11 protein-coding genes, 1 tRNA gene and 3 pseudogenes are annotated in these 16094 nt (G+C 66.0%); 10 read left to right on the top strand and 5 right to left on the bottom strand.

Annotated elements, in window-relative coordinates:
* Positions 1–5 precede the first annotated feature (5 nt).
* From A5650_RS23850 to A5650_RS23830, 5 genes are all read left to right on the top strand, one after another.
* Positions 6–1526 carry a TldD/PmbA family protein gene (locus tag A5650_RS23850; RefSeq protein ID WP_067297817.1) on the top strand — a complete coding sequence of 507 codons (1521 nt, stop codon included), beginning with the start codon at positions 6–8 and terminating at the stop codon, positions 1524–1526.
* The gene (locus A5650_RS23845) at positions 1523–2896 is read left to right on the top strand and encodes a metallopeptidase TldD-related protein (protein WP_067297814.1); all 1374 of its coding nucleotides are present in this window, start codon (positions 1523–1525) and stop codon (positions 2894–2896) included. Before A5650_RS23850 ends, A5650_RS23845 begins: the two co-directional genes overlap by 4 nt.
* A gap of 52 nt (positions 2897–2948) precedes the next feature.
* Complete coding sequence (locus A5650_RS23840; RefSeq protein ID WP_067297983.1) at positions 2949–3755, top strand: carboxymuconolactone decarboxylase family protein; 807 nt, start codon at positions 2949–2951, stop codon at positions 3753–3755.
* 46 nt (positions 3756–3801) lie between these two features.
* Positions 3802–3875: transfer RNA gene (locus tag A5650_RS23835), tRNA-Ile, on the top strand.
* Between the two features lie 114 nt (positions 3876–3989).
* Positions 3990–5180: an IS481 family transposase gene (locus A5650_RS23830; protein WP_067297811.1), complete on the top strand. Its 1191-nt coding sequence runs from the start codon at positions 3990–3992 to the stop codon at positions 5178–5180.
* 202 nt (positions 5181–5382) lie between these two features.
* On the opposite strand, the gene A5650_RS23825 is transcribed toward A5650_RS23830, so the two are convergent.
* Entirely contained in the window at positions 5383–6612 is a 1230-nt protein-coding gene (locus tag A5650_RS23825) for a serine hydrolase domain-containing protein (RefSeq protein WP_067297809.1), read from the bottom strand.
* Between the two features lie 292 nt (positions 6613–6904).
* Here A5650_RS23825 and A5650_RS27010 point away from each other — a divergent pair.
* Positions 6905–7134, top strand: a pseudogene (locus tag A5650_RS27010) (IS481 family transposase); the annotation flags it as partial.
* Positions 7135–7580: 446 nt separating this feature from the next.
* Positions 7581–8870 (top strand): glycoside hydrolase family 183 protein, encoded by a 1290-nt coding sequence (locus A5650_RS23815; RefSeq protein WP_082950916.1) that lies wholly within the window; start codon positions 7581–7583, stop codon positions 8868–8870.
* A gap of 139 nt (positions 8871–9009) precedes the next feature.
* Here the strand turns inward: A5650_RS23815 and A5650_RS23810 are convergent, their stop codons facing one another.
* The 4 genes and pseudogenes from A5650_RS23810 to A5650_RS23800 form a co-directional block, all read right to left on the bottom strand.
* Positions 9010–10110: a hypothetical protein gene (locus tag A5650_RS23810; RefSeq protein WP_156744312.1), complete on the bottom strand. Its 1101-nt coding sequence runs from the start codon at positions 10108–10110 to the stop codon at positions 9010–9012.
* Positions 10111–10567: 457 nt separating this feature from the next.
* A pseudogene (locus A5650_RS27460) lies at positions 10568–11179 on the bottom strand (DUF1460 domain-containing protein); the annotation flags it as partial.
* A gap of 117 nt (positions 11180–11296) precedes the next feature.
* A pseudogene (locus A5650_RS27455) lies at positions 11297–12217 on the bottom strand (lytic transglycosylase domain-containing protein); the annotation flags it as partial.
* A gap of 50 nt (positions 12218–12267) precedes the next feature.
* Positions 12268–12567, bottom strand: coding sequence for a DUF732 domain-containing protein (locus A5650_RS23800; RefSeq protein ID WP_067297800.1), 300 nt, complete (start codon positions 12565–12567; stop codon positions 12268–12270).
* A gap of 133 nt (positions 12568–12700) precedes the next feature.
* Between A5650_RS23800 and A5650_RS23795 the strand changes: the two genes are divergently transcribed.
* The 3 genes from A5650_RS23795 to A5650_RS23785 all read left to right on the top strand — a co-directional run bounded on the left by A5650_RS23795 (position 12701) and on the right by A5650_RS23785 (position 16094).
* On the top strand, positions 12701–13981 hold the full coding sequence (locus A5650_RS23795) for an acyl-CoA dehydrogenase family protein (RefSeq protein ID WP_067297797.1): 1281 nt from the start codon (positions 12701–12703) through the stop codon (positions 13979–13981).
* A gap of 27 nt (positions 13982–14008) precedes the next feature.
* Complete coding sequence (locus tag A5650_RS23790; protein WP_067297796.1) at positions 14009–14197, top strand: hypothetical protein; 189 nt, start codon at positions 14009–14011, stop codon at positions 14195–14197.
* A 214-nt stretch (positions 14198–14411) separates the two neighbouring features.
* Positions 14412–16094 carry a hypothetical protein gene (locus A5650_RS23785; protein WP_067297793.1) on the top strand — a complete coding sequence of 561 codons (1683 nt, stop codon included), beginning with the start codon at positions 14412–14414 and terminating at the stop codon, positions 16092–16094.

Below are 16094 nucleotides of genomic sequence, written 5' to 3'. Positions count from 1 at the left end.
GGGACGTGACAGCCACCCGACGAGTCGACGCCGACTTCCTCGACCTGCCGCGCTACGAGCTGGCCGATGCGGCGACGTCGGCGGCGGTGTCCGCGGGCGCCAGCTACGCCGACCTTCGCATCCACGCGGTCACCTCGGAGTACGTGCAACTGCGCGACGGTGAACTGCAGACCGCGGTCGTCGACCGCGAGATCGGCCTGGCCGTCCGCGTGATCGTCGACGGAACGTGGGGCTTCGCCTCCCACGCCGAGCTCAGCGCCGATGTCGCCGCCGAGACCGCACGCCGCGCCGTGCGGGTGGCCAGGACGCTGGCGGCGCTGAACGCCGAGCGCATCGAGCTGGCGCCCGAATACGTGTACACCGATGCCACTTGGGTTTCGGACTACGCGGTCGACCCGTTCACCGTCGGCACGCCCGACAAGCTCGCCGTGCTCGGCGAGTATTCGGGTCGGCTGTTGGCCGCCGACGGCGTCGACCACGTCTCGGCGGGTCTGCAGACCGCCAAGGAGCAGACGTTCTACGCCGACACGTTCGGATCGACGATCACCCAGCAGCGGGTGCGGGTGCAGCCGTCGCTGGAGGCGGTCGCCGTCGACGCCGCCGCGGGGTCGTTCGAGACGATGCGGACGCTGGCCCCGCCGACCGCGCGGGGCTGGGAATACGTCGCCGGCGACGAGGTGTGGAACTGGACCGAGGAACTGGCGATGCTGCCGACGTGGCTGTCCGAGAAGGTCAAGGCCCCCAGCGTCGCCGCGGGGGCCACGGACCTTGTCATCGACCCGTCGAACCTGTGGTTGACCATTCACGAGTCGATCGGCCACGCCACCGAATACGACCGGGCCATCGGCTACGAGGCGGCGTACGCGGGTACGTCGTTCGCCACCCCCGACAAGCTCGGCACCATGCGCTACGGGTCGCCGGTGATGAACGTGACCGCCGATCGGACCGTTGAATACGGCTTGGCAACAGTCGGTTTCGATGACGAGGGGGTGCAGGCGCAGAAGTGGGACCTGGTGCGCGACGGCATCTTCGTCGGCTACCAGCTGGACCGGGTGTTCGCACCGCGACTCGGAGTGGAGCGGTCCAACGGGTGCGCCTACGCCGATTCGCCCCATCATGTGCCGATCCAGCGGATGGCCAACGTCTCGCTGGAGCCGAGCGCCGACGACGTGAGCACCGAAGATCTGATCGCGCGCGTGGACGACGGCCTCTACATCGTCGGTGACAAGAGTTGGTCGATCGACATGCAGCGCTGCAACTTCCAGTTCACGGGGCGGCGGTTCTTCCGGATCCGCAACGGCAAGCTCGACGGCCAGGTGCGCGATGTGGCGTATCAGGCGACGACGACGGACTTCTGGGGATCGCTGGAAGCCGTGGGCGGGGCCGCGACGTGGCGGCTCGGCGGCGCGTTCAACTGTGGGAAGGCGCAGCCGGGGCAAGTGGCGGCGGTGAGCCATGGGTGCCCGTCGGCGTTGTTCCGCGGGGTGAACGTGCTCAACACCCGGGACGAGGCGGGGCGGTCATGATCGGCGCACAGCAGGTGGTCGAGACCGCGCTCGCGGAAGCGGCCCGGTTAGGCGGGGCCGACGAGACGATCGTGTTGGTGACCGATCGGACCGACGCGTCGTTGCGGTGGGCGGGCAACTCGATGACCACCAACGGTGAGTCGAGATCGCGCTACACGACGGTGATCTCGGTGGTGCGCAAGGGCAGCGAATCGCACGTCGGCTCGGTGCGGTCCAGCGAGGTGGATCCATCGACAATCGCGGGACTCGTCGCGGCGTCGCAGCAGGCCGCGCGCTCAGCGCCCGAGGCACGCGACAGCGCGCCGCTGTTGGCAGGCGGTGAGGCCCCGCCGGACTGGGACGCCCCGGTGCCGGAAACGGGAGCGGAGGTGTTCCTGCCGGTGACCGACGGTCTCGCCCGGGGGTTCCGGGGCAGCGATCGGCTGTACGGGTATGCGCGGCACATTTTGGAGACGACGTTCGTGGCGACCTCGGGCGGGCTGCGGCGGCGGTTCACGCAGCCGACGGGTTCGGTCGAGATCAACGGCAAGCGTGACGGCGCGAGTGCGTGGGTGGGTGTGAGCACCGTTGATTTCGGCGATGTGCCAATCGATCCCATGCTCGACGAGCTGTCGACGCGGCTGGGGTGGGCCCGTGAGACGGTGGAGCTGCCGGCCGGGCGCTACGAGACGATTCTGCCGCCGTCGGCGGTGGCCGACCTGATGATCTTCCTGACGTGGTCGATGGACGGCCGTGGCGCGCAGGAGAGACGCACGGCGTTCTCCGCGCCGGGTGGCGGCACGCGGGTGGGGGAGCGGCTCACCGATCTTCCGCTGACGCTGTACTCCGATCCGTCCGCCGAGGGGCTGGCCTGTACTCCGTTCGTCGCGACATCGACATCGTCGGAACGGATTTCGGTGTTCGACAACGGCATGGACATCGACCGGGTGGACTGGATCCGCGACGGTTCGATCAACTCCCTGGCGTATTCGCGTGCCGCGGCGGCAGAGTTCGGCGCGACCCCGGCGGTGCCTGCCGACAACCTGCTGATGACGGGCGGGGAGTCCGATCTGGCGGACATGATCGCCGGCACCCAGCGGGGACTGTTGCTGAGCACGCTGTGGTACATCCGGGCAGTCGATCCGACGGTGCTGCTGCTGACCGGGCTCACGCGCGACGGCGTGTACCTGATCGAGGACGGCGAGGTGACGGCGGCAGTCAACAATTTCCGGTTCAACGAGAGCCCGCTGGACCTGTTACGCCGGACGGCAGAGGCGGGCGTCAGCGAGGTCACGTTGCCCCGCGAGTGGGGGGATTGGGCGACGCGCGCGGCGATGCCGTCGCTGCGGATTCCCGACTTCCACATGTCGTCGGTGAGTCAAGCGCAATAATCGATGCGTGGGCGCTGATGAGCTTGCCGATCGGATCGCGGGTTTGGTGGCGATGTCGTCGGGTGACAGCCAACGGGACACGCTGATCCGGTTGACGTGCGGCAGGGCGCTGTCGTTGCCGCCGCTGGCGGTGGAGGTCGATCTGGCCGACGAATTCACCGAAGGTGACCGGGTGGTGGCGGCGTTCGCCGAGCAGTTCGCGACCGATGTCTCGGGTATCGGCGAGAACCAGCGCAAGCGGTTGTTGGAGACGTTGGGCGACAACGCGTTTCGGACCGTGGTGGCAATTTTCATCGCCGACTTCGTGCCGCGGTTGTGGGCCGGGTGTGAGGCGCTGGGCCTGGGCAAGCCGGGCTACGTGAAGGCGGTCGAGTGGGATCACCAGTCCGATCCGGTCGATGCGCTGCTGAGCGGGTTCGCGCCGGCGGTGGCGCGGTTGCGGGGGCTCGATCCGGTGACGACGGAGATCGTGCGGTTGCGGGGCGCGACGCAGCACAACTGCCGGCTGTGCAAGTCGCTGCGCGACGGTGACGCGCTGGACTCGGGCGGGTCGGAGGAGATATACGGGCAGATCGAGCGGTACGACTCGGCGGAGGGCCTGAGCGACGCGCAGAAGGCGGCACTCCGGTACGTCGACGCCATGATCTGGTCTCCGGCGAACATCGACGCGGAGGTCGCGGCGGGCGTGCGGCGCCATTTCTCGGAGAAGCAGGCGTTCGAGCTGACCCTGGACGTCATGCGCAATGCGTGCAACAAGATCGCGGTGTCGCTGGGGGCCGACACGCCGCGGGTGGCGTCGGGCACCGAGCGGTACTCGATCGGCGACGACGGGCAACCGGTGTACGCCGATATCGCCTGACCACCGGATAGAAGCGATGTGGGAACATGGTGCCGCGCATCGCGCCGGGGCGGTAGCTCAGTCGGTTAGAGCCGCGGACTCATAATCCGTTGGTCGCGGGTTCGAGCCCCGCCCGCCCCACCGTATTTCGTGTATTACTGCGGTTGATGGCTGACATTTGGGCTTCGGCTGATGGCTGACAGTGTTTCGGCTGATGGTTGACAGTTACTTCGGTTGATCCTTGACACTCCCTGGATGAGGGAGTTGAGCGTGGCTGAGCAGCGGTATCAGGCTGTATTGGCGGTGATCAGCGATGGGTTGTCGATTTCGCAGGTCGCCTCGAAAGTGGGGGTGTCGCGGCAGACGCTGCACACCTGGTTGGCCCGCTATGAGGCCGAGGGCCTGGAGGGCTTGGTTGATCGGTCGCATCGGCCGGCGTCGTGTCCGCACCAGATGAGCGCGGCGGTGGAGGCAGCGGTGTTGGAGCTGCGCCGGTCGCGCCCGTATTGGGGGCCGCGGCGGTTGGTGTTCGAACTGACCAGACGCCACATCACTGCGGTGCCCTCGGAGTCGGCGGTCTATCGCGCCTTGGTGCGCGCCCAAATGATCGATCCCCATCTGCGGGATCGGCGCTCGCGCAAGTGGAAACGCTGGGAGCGTGGGGCGCCGATGGAGTTGTGGCAGATGGATGTTGTCGGGGGTTTTCCGTTGGCCGACGGCTCGTGCGCTAAGGCGTTGACCGGGATCGACGATCACTCCCGAATGTGTGTATCGGCGCGGTTGATGGCCCGTGAACGGACCCGTGCTGTGTGTGACGCGCTGAGCGCGGCGTTGGACCGTTACGGGGATCCCGAGCAGATCCTGACCGACAACGGCAAGGTGTTCACCGGCCGGTTCAACCATCCCCCGACCGAGGTGCGTTTCGACGCGATCTGCCGAGAGCGCGGCATCGAGCATCTGTTGACCCAGCCTCGCAGTCCGACCACTACCGGCAAGATCGAACGCTTCCACCGAAGCCTGCGAGCCGAGTTCCTATCCACGGCTCAGCCTTTCACGTCGTTGAAGACAGCCCAGCAGGCGTTGGATGAGTGGGTCGAGGACTACAACACCAACCGACCGCACCAGTCGCTCAAGATGGACACCCCTGCCCAGCGCTTCACCGCCGGGGCGCCGGCAGCGTCGCCGTCGACCTCGCAATCGGCTCGAGCGCACCAACGACAGGGCTCAGATTGGGTGTCACGCAGGGTCACCACCAACGGGGTGGTCTGCGTGTCATGGCAGCAGGTTTGCATCGGCCAACACTGGGCCGGACAACGCTGCGATGTCCACGTCGACGGCAACCTTCTGCGGTTCTGGGTCGGTGATGAACTGGTCAAAACCGCCCCCCCCACCAGTCACGGCGAGGTACGAAACAAGCGGGCCCTACGCAGCAGCGGTCAGGGCTGACACAACACAAGAGTGTCAAGGATCAACCGACACAGAAACGCCAACGATCAACCGACTCTGAACAGCCCCACCGTATTTCGCCTGGTCAGACGGTAATTGTGGCAGTTAGGTCGGCTAGGTATGCCCCGGCGAAGCCTGCCGCGCCCGCGAGCAACGTGGTGCCGCTATTTGGGCGGCTGGCGAACTAGGGGAGTTGAACAGGTCAAGTTTGCGGCCTGGCACCGAGGACATCGTGAAACAGTGCATTGCGAAGCGCGAGTTCGCGTGGGTCGCTCCAGGGGTGAAAGCCCATCTTGTTCATCACGTAGGCGAACCCGATACCGGTTTCTGGATCGGCGAATCCGAACGAGCCTCCGGCTCCTGGCGTCCCAAAAGCCTTGTCCGATGAACCGAATACCAACTCCGGAAAGGGCTTAGAAAAGCCGAGCGAGAACAGCGTGTCGGTATGGAGTATCGCGTCCCGCGAGCCCGCTGGGGGCGGTGCCGGGACCTCTGCTAGTGCGTCGAGGACGCTCGCGGTTAAACCTATCTCCGAACCGCCAGTGGCGGCGCTGCCGTACAGTTTGGCCACCGACCGGGCCGTGCCGGTGCCGTTGTTAGCGGGCATCTCCATAACCCGGAACTCATCACGGTTTAGGACGCCAGGGCTGTTGAGCCCCTTGGCCAGGGTGACCGACCGCCCTTCCAAACTGAACGGATTCACCACGGCGACCAGAAAACGAGGCGGGTAATTGCTTAGATGCAACAGCATCTGCGCGAAAGTCCAGGCATGCAAGTACGCCACGCGCTCGCGGTTAACCGAGTCCGGCAGCCCGATATAAAAATCCAACCCCAGCGGTTCGGCAATCTCCTCGGCGAAAAAACGCCCCAGTGAACGCCCGGCAGGGTCGGCCCGGCGGATGATTTCACCCGCATACCAGCCCAACGTAATGACGTGATAGCCGTGCCTTGTACCCGGCTCCCAAGCAGTGACCTGAGATGCCAACTTTGCCGACATCTTTGACGGGTCAACCAACTCCTCCAGTGTTAGCGGTGGGCGGATGGCAGGCAGCCCGGCCTGATGCGACATCAATTGGCGCACCGTGATTGCGTCTTTCCCGCCCTGCGCGAACTCCGGCCAGTAATCGGCCACTTTTGCGTCGTAGAAGATCAGACACCGTGACGCGGCGATGGCAACTACCAGAGCTGAAACGCCCTTCGTGCCCGAAAACACGGTGACGATCGTGTCTTCCTGCCACGGTTCCTTGGTGATGCCGTTGCGGTAGCCGCCCCAAGGGTCGACGACTTTCTTGCCATCGCGGTAGACGGCGACAGCAGCTCCGACCTCCCGACCGCTGGTCATATTTTGCCGGAAAACGTCGGCGACCTTTCCGTACCCCTCGTCGACGTCTCCACCAACGAGATCGGGGGAGACCTTCACCTTTGGAACCATGTTTGCTCCGTCCCCCGGTTTGCGCGCTGCTACCTCTCGTAGCGGCGATGGTATTGGCACGGTCATCGGCGCGAGGCCAAAACGACAGACAACCGGCGAGACATATGTGTGGTCGCGCCGGCACTTCTCGGCAGGCACCTAGCTAACACGCCTGTACCGGCGAGATACCGGCGACTGAGGGCGATTTGTAGCCATACCGGAGGCGTACTGCGACCGTTCTGGCAACATCAGGAATTGCTGTCTTGCAGCCGTTTCGGCGCGACCGGCTAAGCCGAATGCCCAGGTCGCCGACAAGGCGTTCACCGGGATTGACGATCACTCCCGAATGTGTGTATCGGCACGGTTGATGGCCCGCGAACGTACCCGTGCCCTGTGTGATGCGCTGAGCGCGGCGTTGGACCGCTACGGGGATACAGAGCAGATCCTGGCAAGCTTTCCGACACACCCGAGGTGCGTTTCGATGCGATCTGCCGCGGGCGCGGCATCGAACATCTGTTGACACAGCCTCGCCCGACCACGACCGCCGCAGGCTGCATTGGCTAACACTGGGCCGGACAGCGCTGCGATGTTCACGTCGACGGCAACCTTCTCCTGCGTCGTCGGGAAAGTTAGAGCCCACCTGGCGTATAGCCAACGGTGAACCAGCTGTCGTCGCCGCGTTGTGGGGATGGCCAGGTCGATCTCATCGATCACCGCAAACGGCTTCACGGGACCTCCTGCTGCACATTCGATTGCAGGCGCACTGATAGCCCAGGTTGTTGTGAGCCAATCCGTCAGCTAACGGTTTGGCCGCGACACGGTTCCAGCCTCTTATCGATCCCTGTCACGGTAGGCACACATACCACTCTGGTCACTACCGTCGCATCGTGCATCCTCGTGGCCTGCGGGCGAAGCATGACAGTGCCGTGGTGGATACGCCGGCACGCACCGCCTCGTGCGTCCGAGCCCTCGCGACCTCGGTCCTTGTCATGACCACTGCCCTCGTCATTCCGCTGACGGTGGTCGTTCCGGCGGCCGCTGAACCCTGTTCGGTTCCCAGCGCGTCGACCCGCTCCACGGCTCCTAGTTCGACCGCACCGCGCCTACCCAAACTGCCGATCCCGCACCTACCGATCGGGCGCATGCCCTCCATCCTCCAGGGTCGGTTGAGTCCTAACGCCGACCCTTCCAGGACCACTGCTGATGGCGTCGCACCGAGAATACTGCCTCCCCCCGCACCGAAAGCATCGACAGCTTCCAACGTCGGATGGGTCACTGGACCGAACACCGACTCCTCCAGCCGGTTCGGGATCTCTGGGACCGACCTGGGGATCATCTGGGACAACGGTCAACCCGGATCCAAAAACCAAGTTCTGATCGCCTTCGGGGACACCTTCGGCGACTGTAACGTTCGTGAACAGGAGTGGCGAAAAAACGCACTGTTTCGCAGCGCAGACCGCAATTTGGCCGACGGGATGGACATCCCCGACGCGGAATTCAACAACATCCATGCCGGGTCGCCCGTCGATCCGAAGCGTCCACTGCCGAACTTCTCCCGACAGGTGGTGGCCAGCCTCAATCTGGCCGCCACAGAGGTCACGATCATACCTACAGCTGGGATCTCAGTTGGCACAACACAGTACGTCAATTTCATGTCGGTTAGCAGCTGGGGCGCGCCCGGGCAATGGTCGACGAACTTCTCTGCTGTCGCAGTGTCGACAGACAACGGCGAGAATTGGACTGTGCCTCGATCCAGCATCCGTCCGGCCTGGTTCGACTCGGTGCCCGGCACCCCATTCGTGTGGGGATACCAGAACTTCCAGATGGGCGCCTATCTGCGTTCCGGCGGATACGTCTATGCATACGGCACCACACCCGGGCGCGGCGGGGCACCATTCCTCGCACGCGTATCGGAGGACAAGGTGGCCGACCTCGCGTCCTACGAGTACTACACACCCTTCGGTTGGCTTCAGAACAAGCCATACCTCGCCATCCAGGTCGTATGGGCTCCAGGCAGTGAGATGTCGGTGGCCTGGAATGAGCACTTGAAGAAGTTCGTCATGCTCTACACCGACACGGTCAGCAACGTGGTGATGCGCACGGCGGACAAACCCGAAGGGCCATGGAGCAAGGCAACCACCATCGTGACGTCGGCAGCCGTTCCCGGTGGCATCTATGCGCCGTACATCCATCCGTGGTCGACGGGACGCGACCTGTTCTTCACGTTATCTCTATGGTCCAACTACAGCGTGATGTTGATGCGCACCGCGCTAGGGTGAACCGCAAACCCGCATTTCATCGACTCCTTCCGATTCGGCCCGCCCACCGGTGCGGCTTCCGGCCGCACCGGGAATATTGATTTCGCTGCTACACAAGCCGTTGAGCACCCCGAACGTGTCTCGACGGGCCGTGATGAGTTCAGCCCACGTGGGGAAACTTTTTCATCTTGGCCTCCGCCTCAAGCCGTAGCTGGGTAGCCCGCTCCCGAGCCGCGACGGCCACGGCATGGGCCTCCGCGGCTTTTGCTCCCGCCCACACTTCGGCGGCGCGCGCATGGGCCTCGGCGGCTTCGGCTTGTTTTCTTGCCTCGGCGGCGCAAGCTTCGGTTTCCTCAGCTTCGGCTTGGGCCTTTGACCATGCCTTGGTCTCGGCGGCGCGCGCTTGGGCTTCGGCCGCTTCGGTTTGCGCCCACGCCTCGGCGGCGCGGGCTTGGGCTTCGGCCGCGTCCGCAACCTTTCTTGCCTCGGCGGCGCGCGCTTGGGCTTCGGCGGCTTCTGCTTGGGCCCAGACCTCGGCGGCGCGGGCTTCGGCTTCGGCGGCCTTCGCGTGTTTTTTTGCCTCGGCTGCCCGAGCTTCGGTTTCGGCGGCTTCCGCCCGCGCCCGTGCCCAAGCCCTGACCTCGGCGGCTAGGGCTTGTGCCTCCGCTGCTGCCGCCTGTGCTCGCGCCTCGGCGGCAAGCGCCTCGGGTTCGGCGGCCAGCGCTTGGGCTTGGGCCGCTTTCGCCTGTGCTCGCGCTTCGGCTGCCAACGCTTCTGCTGCAGCGGCCAGCGCCTCGGCTTCAGCGGCCAGGGCTTGGGCTTCAGTGGCTTCTGCCCGCGCCCGCGTCTCGGCGGCCAGTGCTTCGGCTTCGGCGGCCTCCGCCTGCGCGCGCGCTTCCGACTCAAGCTGCGGCCGATCCGGCTTGACGCTTGTATGTCCTCGGTCATCGCGCGAGCGGCGGTATCGTCTCTCTGTGTCGGCCGCCACGGGCGCGCTATGCCGAGCCGCCGCGTGCGCGCCCGGCCGAGCGGCTGCGTGCGCGCCTTGCCGAGCCGCCGCATGCGCACCCTGGCGAGACGACGCCTGCTGATCCGCCCAGTATTCGAACATGAACAGACTGGTGCCCCCGAGCAGCAGCAGCGGCACGAAGACGTATGGCTGCATGATCACCCCGGCCAAGCCGACAATCGTCAGCGGCACGGCGAGCACCATCCCGGCGGCCGGATACCGTTCGCCGTACCCGAGGATGGTCGCCCGCATCGTGAAAGCCCGCTCAGCCCATAGTTGGCGATCTGGCCAACTCATAGCCATTCTCGATGACCCCACGACCCATCCCTTCGGGAGACGGTGGCATACGTATTGTGACCGACCTTTCGTCGCCTGGAGAGTAAATAGGGGTTTGTGGCTATCAGTGTCGGCCTGGATGACATCGCAAAGAGTCGCGCGAAAGTAGTTCCACCCGTTCGCTGCAGCGTGTTTCAATGATTCCTCGGAGTGCCCGGTCACAACCTTGACCATCGTGGCGGTACCACGCCCGGACTTAGCTGCTTGTTCTGGCCTCACCCCTTGGCAGGACAGACCCCGCGGGAAGACGTACCTACTCAACGCCCGCAAACAAGTCTGCAGTCAGTTTCACGAAAGATCTTCCGGTGGCTTCGCACAGTTGCCGGAACGTTGTCGTGGCAAAGAATCGAACTGTGTCGGGCCGAGACGAGTATTACCGAACCGGCCGCAGCACGACCGCCCCGGGAACGATCCGCAGATAGTCGGACAGCGGGGTGTCGACGACCTTGTTGTCGCCTGGGAGCGACGACGCGTTGCGTACCACCGGACCACCCGGCGTGTCGATGAAGATGCCGACGTGCGTGACGTCGAGGCCGCCGTCGTCGGCATACGCCCCGATGTAGTCGCCGGTGCGCAGTCGGCTCACGACGTCACCGTCGAACTGCTCGCTCGGAATGTAGGACACCGTCCGGGGAATCACGGGCAAGCCCGGCAGGTACACACCGCCGCCGTCCTTCTGGTTCAGATTCTTCTGTACGCGAACGGCATTCGGGCTCATATCCGCGGTCACGTCGTTCGCGACCGCGGGCGCATCGGCGGCCCAGTCGGTGAAGAAGTGCTTACGATTCTGGAAATTTACCACGCCGTCCCTGTAGCGGACCTCGCGCAGCGCGGTGATGAAGTCGTCGCGGTTAGCCGCCCGCTTCAGCGCCTCGACGTAATCCGCGAACGTGAAGCAGTCGACCCGAGTCAACTCGATGACCAGCTGCTCCGGGTCGCTCACCGACCCGATCAGAGTGTCTGCGCCGTAAGGGGTCCCGAGGAAACCGCGTGAGACGACCTCGGACAGGCCAGAACCGGCGGCCCCGTTCCTGGCCGCCAACATGCGCTCGAGGATCTGCTCGCTCTCCTCGGAGATCTGGACATCCGGCACCGGTTTGTCGTTCGACGCAGGGTAAGTCACGACCGGTATCGGCGTCTCCTCGGTGTATCCGACCGGCAGCAACACATCGCCGGCCGTCGTCAGGTAGTAGACGTCCCACCGGTGATACGCGTCGAAGCCGGCGGGATCGGCGGCCATGACCGCCGCGTAGTCGTGGATCGCCCGCACGTAGTTGTTCGAGTTGTTGTACCGGTACAGCGCGTAGTCGGGGTCACGCGTAAATCCGTTGGCAGACAGGTATCGTCCCGCCGCCATGATGCTGTCGCGGGGCGAGTGCATGTCCCCGCCCGCGCCGTAAGCGGCGAACGTCGACGGCATGAACTGCATCGGCCCCTGCGCACCCGCGGTGCTCACCCCGGATACGCGGCCGAACGCGGTCTCGACGAGGTTGATGGCCGCCAGGTAGTTCCAGGGGACGCCGAACTCGGCCTCGGCCTGGCGGTAGTAGTCCATCAGTTCGTTCGCCGGAGTGGGCGCGACAATCCGCCACGCGGGCAGCGTGTCCTTCGGTCGGCTCATCACACCGAGCTCTCGGCGCGCGTGGACGTTGTGGTCGTACGCCGTCACAAGCTCCTGCGGGATCCGGGGGCTCACCGTCGGGTCCCACTCCGGATGTCGTCCGATCGCGCGGTACGCCGCCTGCTGCCGCTGCGCCGCCGCGTTCTTCAGCGCCTCGCCCGACGACGGGTCACGCAGCGCGCGTTCGTCGGCGACGAGATCGTCGGCGATACGCACCGGATCGGAGGCCAATTCGCGGCGGGGTGCGTCGGCCGCCGGTGTCGGCGACGGGGGAGCCGGCGCGGCCGTCGTCGAGGTGGACGCTTGCGGACTGTCCGAGCTCGAGCAACCCACCGGCGCGAACAAGATCACCGCGGTGCCTGCGGCGGCAATGATTCTGGCGGCGTCGCGACGGTCAGTCATTGCCGTCGGAGTCTAGCGCCGCCGAGCCTGCGCGAACCCCGTCAGCGGATTTAGGTGTTCGTGGGCTCCGGGCACAGGTACAGCCGCGCACCGGCCACGATGAAGTTCGACAGCGTCTCGTCCTTGGTCGCGATGTCGAGCTTCTCGGCCACGGCGGTCGAGTCGGCGCCGCGCGCGAACTGCGTGCACGCGTCACGGGCGAGGGTGCTCAGTGTCGTGCAGTCGCCCGTGTACCCCACCGAGGTGATGCTGCGGCAGAGGTCGTCATCGGGCGAGGCGGCAGCCTGGGGCGCGGCCATCAGCAGGCCGACCGCTGCGATCGAAAGCGCTGTGAGCGCACGCGTAGTCATGTCACGTCCTTCCTAGCGCCCGACTACCCGTTCTGGCTCGGGGCAACGCAGGATCGGATGCATATCGAGACCACGGCGTTACCGAGCCCGGGAATGCCGCATCGCGCCGCGGGCGTGGTGACAGACTGCGAGCATGGCGTGGGATTTCAGTACCGAACCGGAATTTCAGGAGAAGCTCGACTGGGTCAAGCAGTTCTGCGAGGAGAAGGTCGAACCACTCGACCATGTGTTCCCGCATGCGGTGCGCGTCGCGGATCCGGCGGTCAAGGCCTACGTCCGGGAACTACAGCAGGAGGTCAAGGACCAGGGCCTGTGGGCGATCTTCCTCGACCGTGAGCTCGGCGGGCCGGGCTTCGGGCAGCTCAAGCTCGGCCTGCTCAACGAGGTCATAGGCCGCTACCCCGGCGCCCCGCACATGTTCGGTGCGTCGGCGCCCGACACCGGCAACATGGAGATGCTCGCCGCGTACGGCACCGAGGAACAAAAGGAGCGGTGGCTCAAACCGCTGCTCAACCAGGACATGTTCTCGGCCTACTCGATGACCGAACCGCAGGGCGGCAGCGACCCCAACCTGTTCAAGACCCACGCCGTGCGTGACGGCGACGAATGGGTGATCAACGGCGAGAAGTGGTTCACCTCGGCCGGCCGCGTCGCCGACATCCTGTTCGTGATGTGCACCAACGGGATGTTCGTCGTTCCGCGTAACACGCCCGGCGTGGAGATCATGCCCGAGCCGCGCAACCACAACCACATCAAGTACCGCGACGTCCGGGTGCCGCTCGACCACCTGCTCGGCCCGGAGAACGGCGCAAAGGTGTTGGCGCAGAGGCGCCTTGGCGGCGGACGCATCCATCACGCCATGCGCACGATCGCGCAGTGCAACCTGGCCTTCGACATGATGTGCGAGCGCGCGCTCAGCCGCGAATCGCACGGCAAGGTCATCTCCGAACACCAGATGGTGCAGGAGAAGATCGCCGAGTCCTACGCGATGATCAAGATGCTGCGCCTGTTCGTCCTCGAGACGGCGTGGAAGATCGACAACACGTCGACGCAGGAGGCCCGCACCGAGATCGCGGCGGTGAAGTTCACAATGGCCAAGGTGCTGCGCGAGGTCTCGTTCAACGCGCTGCACATCCTCGGCTCGCTCGGCACCACCGACCTCACCCCGATCCAGGCGATGTACGCCGCGGCCCCGACGATGGGCATCGCCGACGGCGTCGACGAGGTGCACAAGGCGACCGTCGCGCGCCGCGTACTGCGCGACTATCAACCGCACGAGGGCGATTTTCCGACGGAGTTCCTGCCCTACAAGCGCGAGCAGGCTCGCGAAAAGATGCAGCCCGTTCTCGACGCACGTCCCGAACTGGCGGCCGCCGCCGAGACGTATCAGAAGTATTTGTCGCGGCGCCGCTGACCGCGGGCACTCGCCTAGGGTGGACGCATGCGGTTCGCCATTGCCCTTCTCGGAGTGATCGTCGCGTTGTTCGGTCTGCTGTTCACGCTTCAGGGCTTCGGCGTTGTCGGCGGCAGCCCGATGAGCAACACCACCACGTGGTCGATCCTCGGCCCGATCATCGCCCTGGTCGGCATCGCGCTGGCGGTCGGCGGTCTTCGCCGTCGCAGGCCGTGACCCGCGGTTGCCGAACCTCAAGACCATCAAGCTGCTGAGGCGGCCTCGCTTTAGCGCGCACCTATATGTAACGCCCGGGTCGGCCGGGCGATGAATTCTGTGAGGCCGAAGCGTCGGGGGAGCGCTTGGGGTGGTGCTCGCTTCCGTCTCGGCGACGAATCGTGTCGCACGGCGTCTACGCGCCAAACCAGGCATAGAAGGGAGTGGAGGCACGATGGGTGCTCCGCTGGATGATTTCCGCAAACATTTCCGCAGGTACGGCATCGCGGTTCTGGCGACGGGAGCCGTGATCTCGCTGACCGCGCTGACGGCCGGGCTCGCCCCCGCGGTCGCGAAGCCGGGTTCTGACGACGTCGTGACGACGGTCGCGCCGGAACCGAAGGTCAGCGCTCCTGAGCCGGAGACGCCCGCCGAGCGGCCGACCTCCGCGCGGGAGCCGCAAGGCCCGGCCACCCAGGAAGCGCCGCAGACGCAAGCACCCCAGCAGGAAGCTCCCCAGCAGCAGGCACCACAGCAGCAGGCACCTCAGGCACAGGAAGCGGTCGCCGAGCCGCAGCCCGTTGCTCCCGAGCCGGAGCCCGCGCCCGAGCCCGTTGCGCCCGAGCCGCGGACCGTGGCCCCGCCGAAGACCAGCACCGCAGTCCAGACGGCCGAGCCGTCCGCCGCTGCCGAAGAGCCGGCGACCCCGACTGCGGAGCCGTCGACCGCGGCGCGGTCGGCCGCGCCGAACACCACCGCTGCCGCTCCGTCGACCAAGCCGGACACCAGCGAATCGGCCGATCCCTCCAAGCCCGCCTCGTCGGCGGCGCTCGCGCCGGCGTCCGACACCGCGACGCCGACATCGAGCGACATGGCGGACAAAACCGCGGCCGAGACTTCGGTCACCGAGAAAAGCGGTGACGAGTCCGAGACCCCGACCGTGTCGATCCAGAACGCCTCGAAGGAGATCGAGACTCTGGCGCCGGAGACCCTCGAAGCTCCCGCCGAAGACGTGCAGCTCGCCCGGACCGCGAAGCCGGTCTTCGAGCCGGAGCCTGCGCCCGCACCCCAACAGGACGTGGCCGCGTTCAAGCAGTCTGTCGACATGACCCTCGGCCTCAACGGCGCCGAGGCCAGCACCAGCGCCAAGGTCGAGCTCGAGGCCAAGCGTGACCGCGACTTCGAGTTGATCAGCAACGTGCGCCAGTGGCGACCGGAGTGGATCGAGTACGACGACTACTACCGTCCCGTGCTGATGAACCCGTTCCGGGCACCGGTGCGCATCGTCTACGTCTACGATATGCGCCCGCGCATCGCCTACATCCCGCCGCTGTCGCGGCTCGTGCTCGAGGCGGCCCAATTCGCCGCCTACAGCTTCACCGCGGCGGTGCTGAGCCCGGTCGTCGCGGCCGCCAACGTCGCGCAGACGGTGTCCAACATCGCTGTCGGCACGTTCCTGGGCGGCGGTTACTTCCCGGGCGCCGGCCTGCCGTTGCCGCCGCCTCCGCCGCCGGTGCTGCGCTACGACAACGTGCCCGTGTTGGTGAACTACTCGAACGCTCGCTACGAGCCGTTCCGGGTGCGCCAGATCGTCGACGTCGGTGAGGACCGCGTCTACGGCGGACGCAAGGTGCTGCTCGACGGCGCCACCCCGGCCTGGGGCGAGTGGACCCAAACCGCAAGCGGCGAACGTCAATTCGAGATCCGCAAGACCCAGCAGTTCCCGGGCCTGAGCGAACCCGCCGAGGCCCCGCTGCCCGGTGACTACCGGCTGCGGCTGGCGTCGGACGAATCGTCGACCGGCGGGCTCACCGGACGCGACATCTTCCTGATGGTCTCGGCCGGTGTGATCGGCACCCTCGGGTTCGGCGCCATCGGCCTGGCGTTCTTCCTCGGACGTCGGCGGCCCGAACACTGA

It is taken from the genome of Mycobacterium sp. 1164985.4 (assembly GCF_001668575.1).
GTDB lineage: Bacteria > Actinomycetota > Actinomycetes > Mycobacteriales > Mycobacteriaceae > Mycobacterium.
Note: the sequence above shows the minus strand (reverse complement) of the source record. Positions and strands in the feature narration are given on the sequence as shown.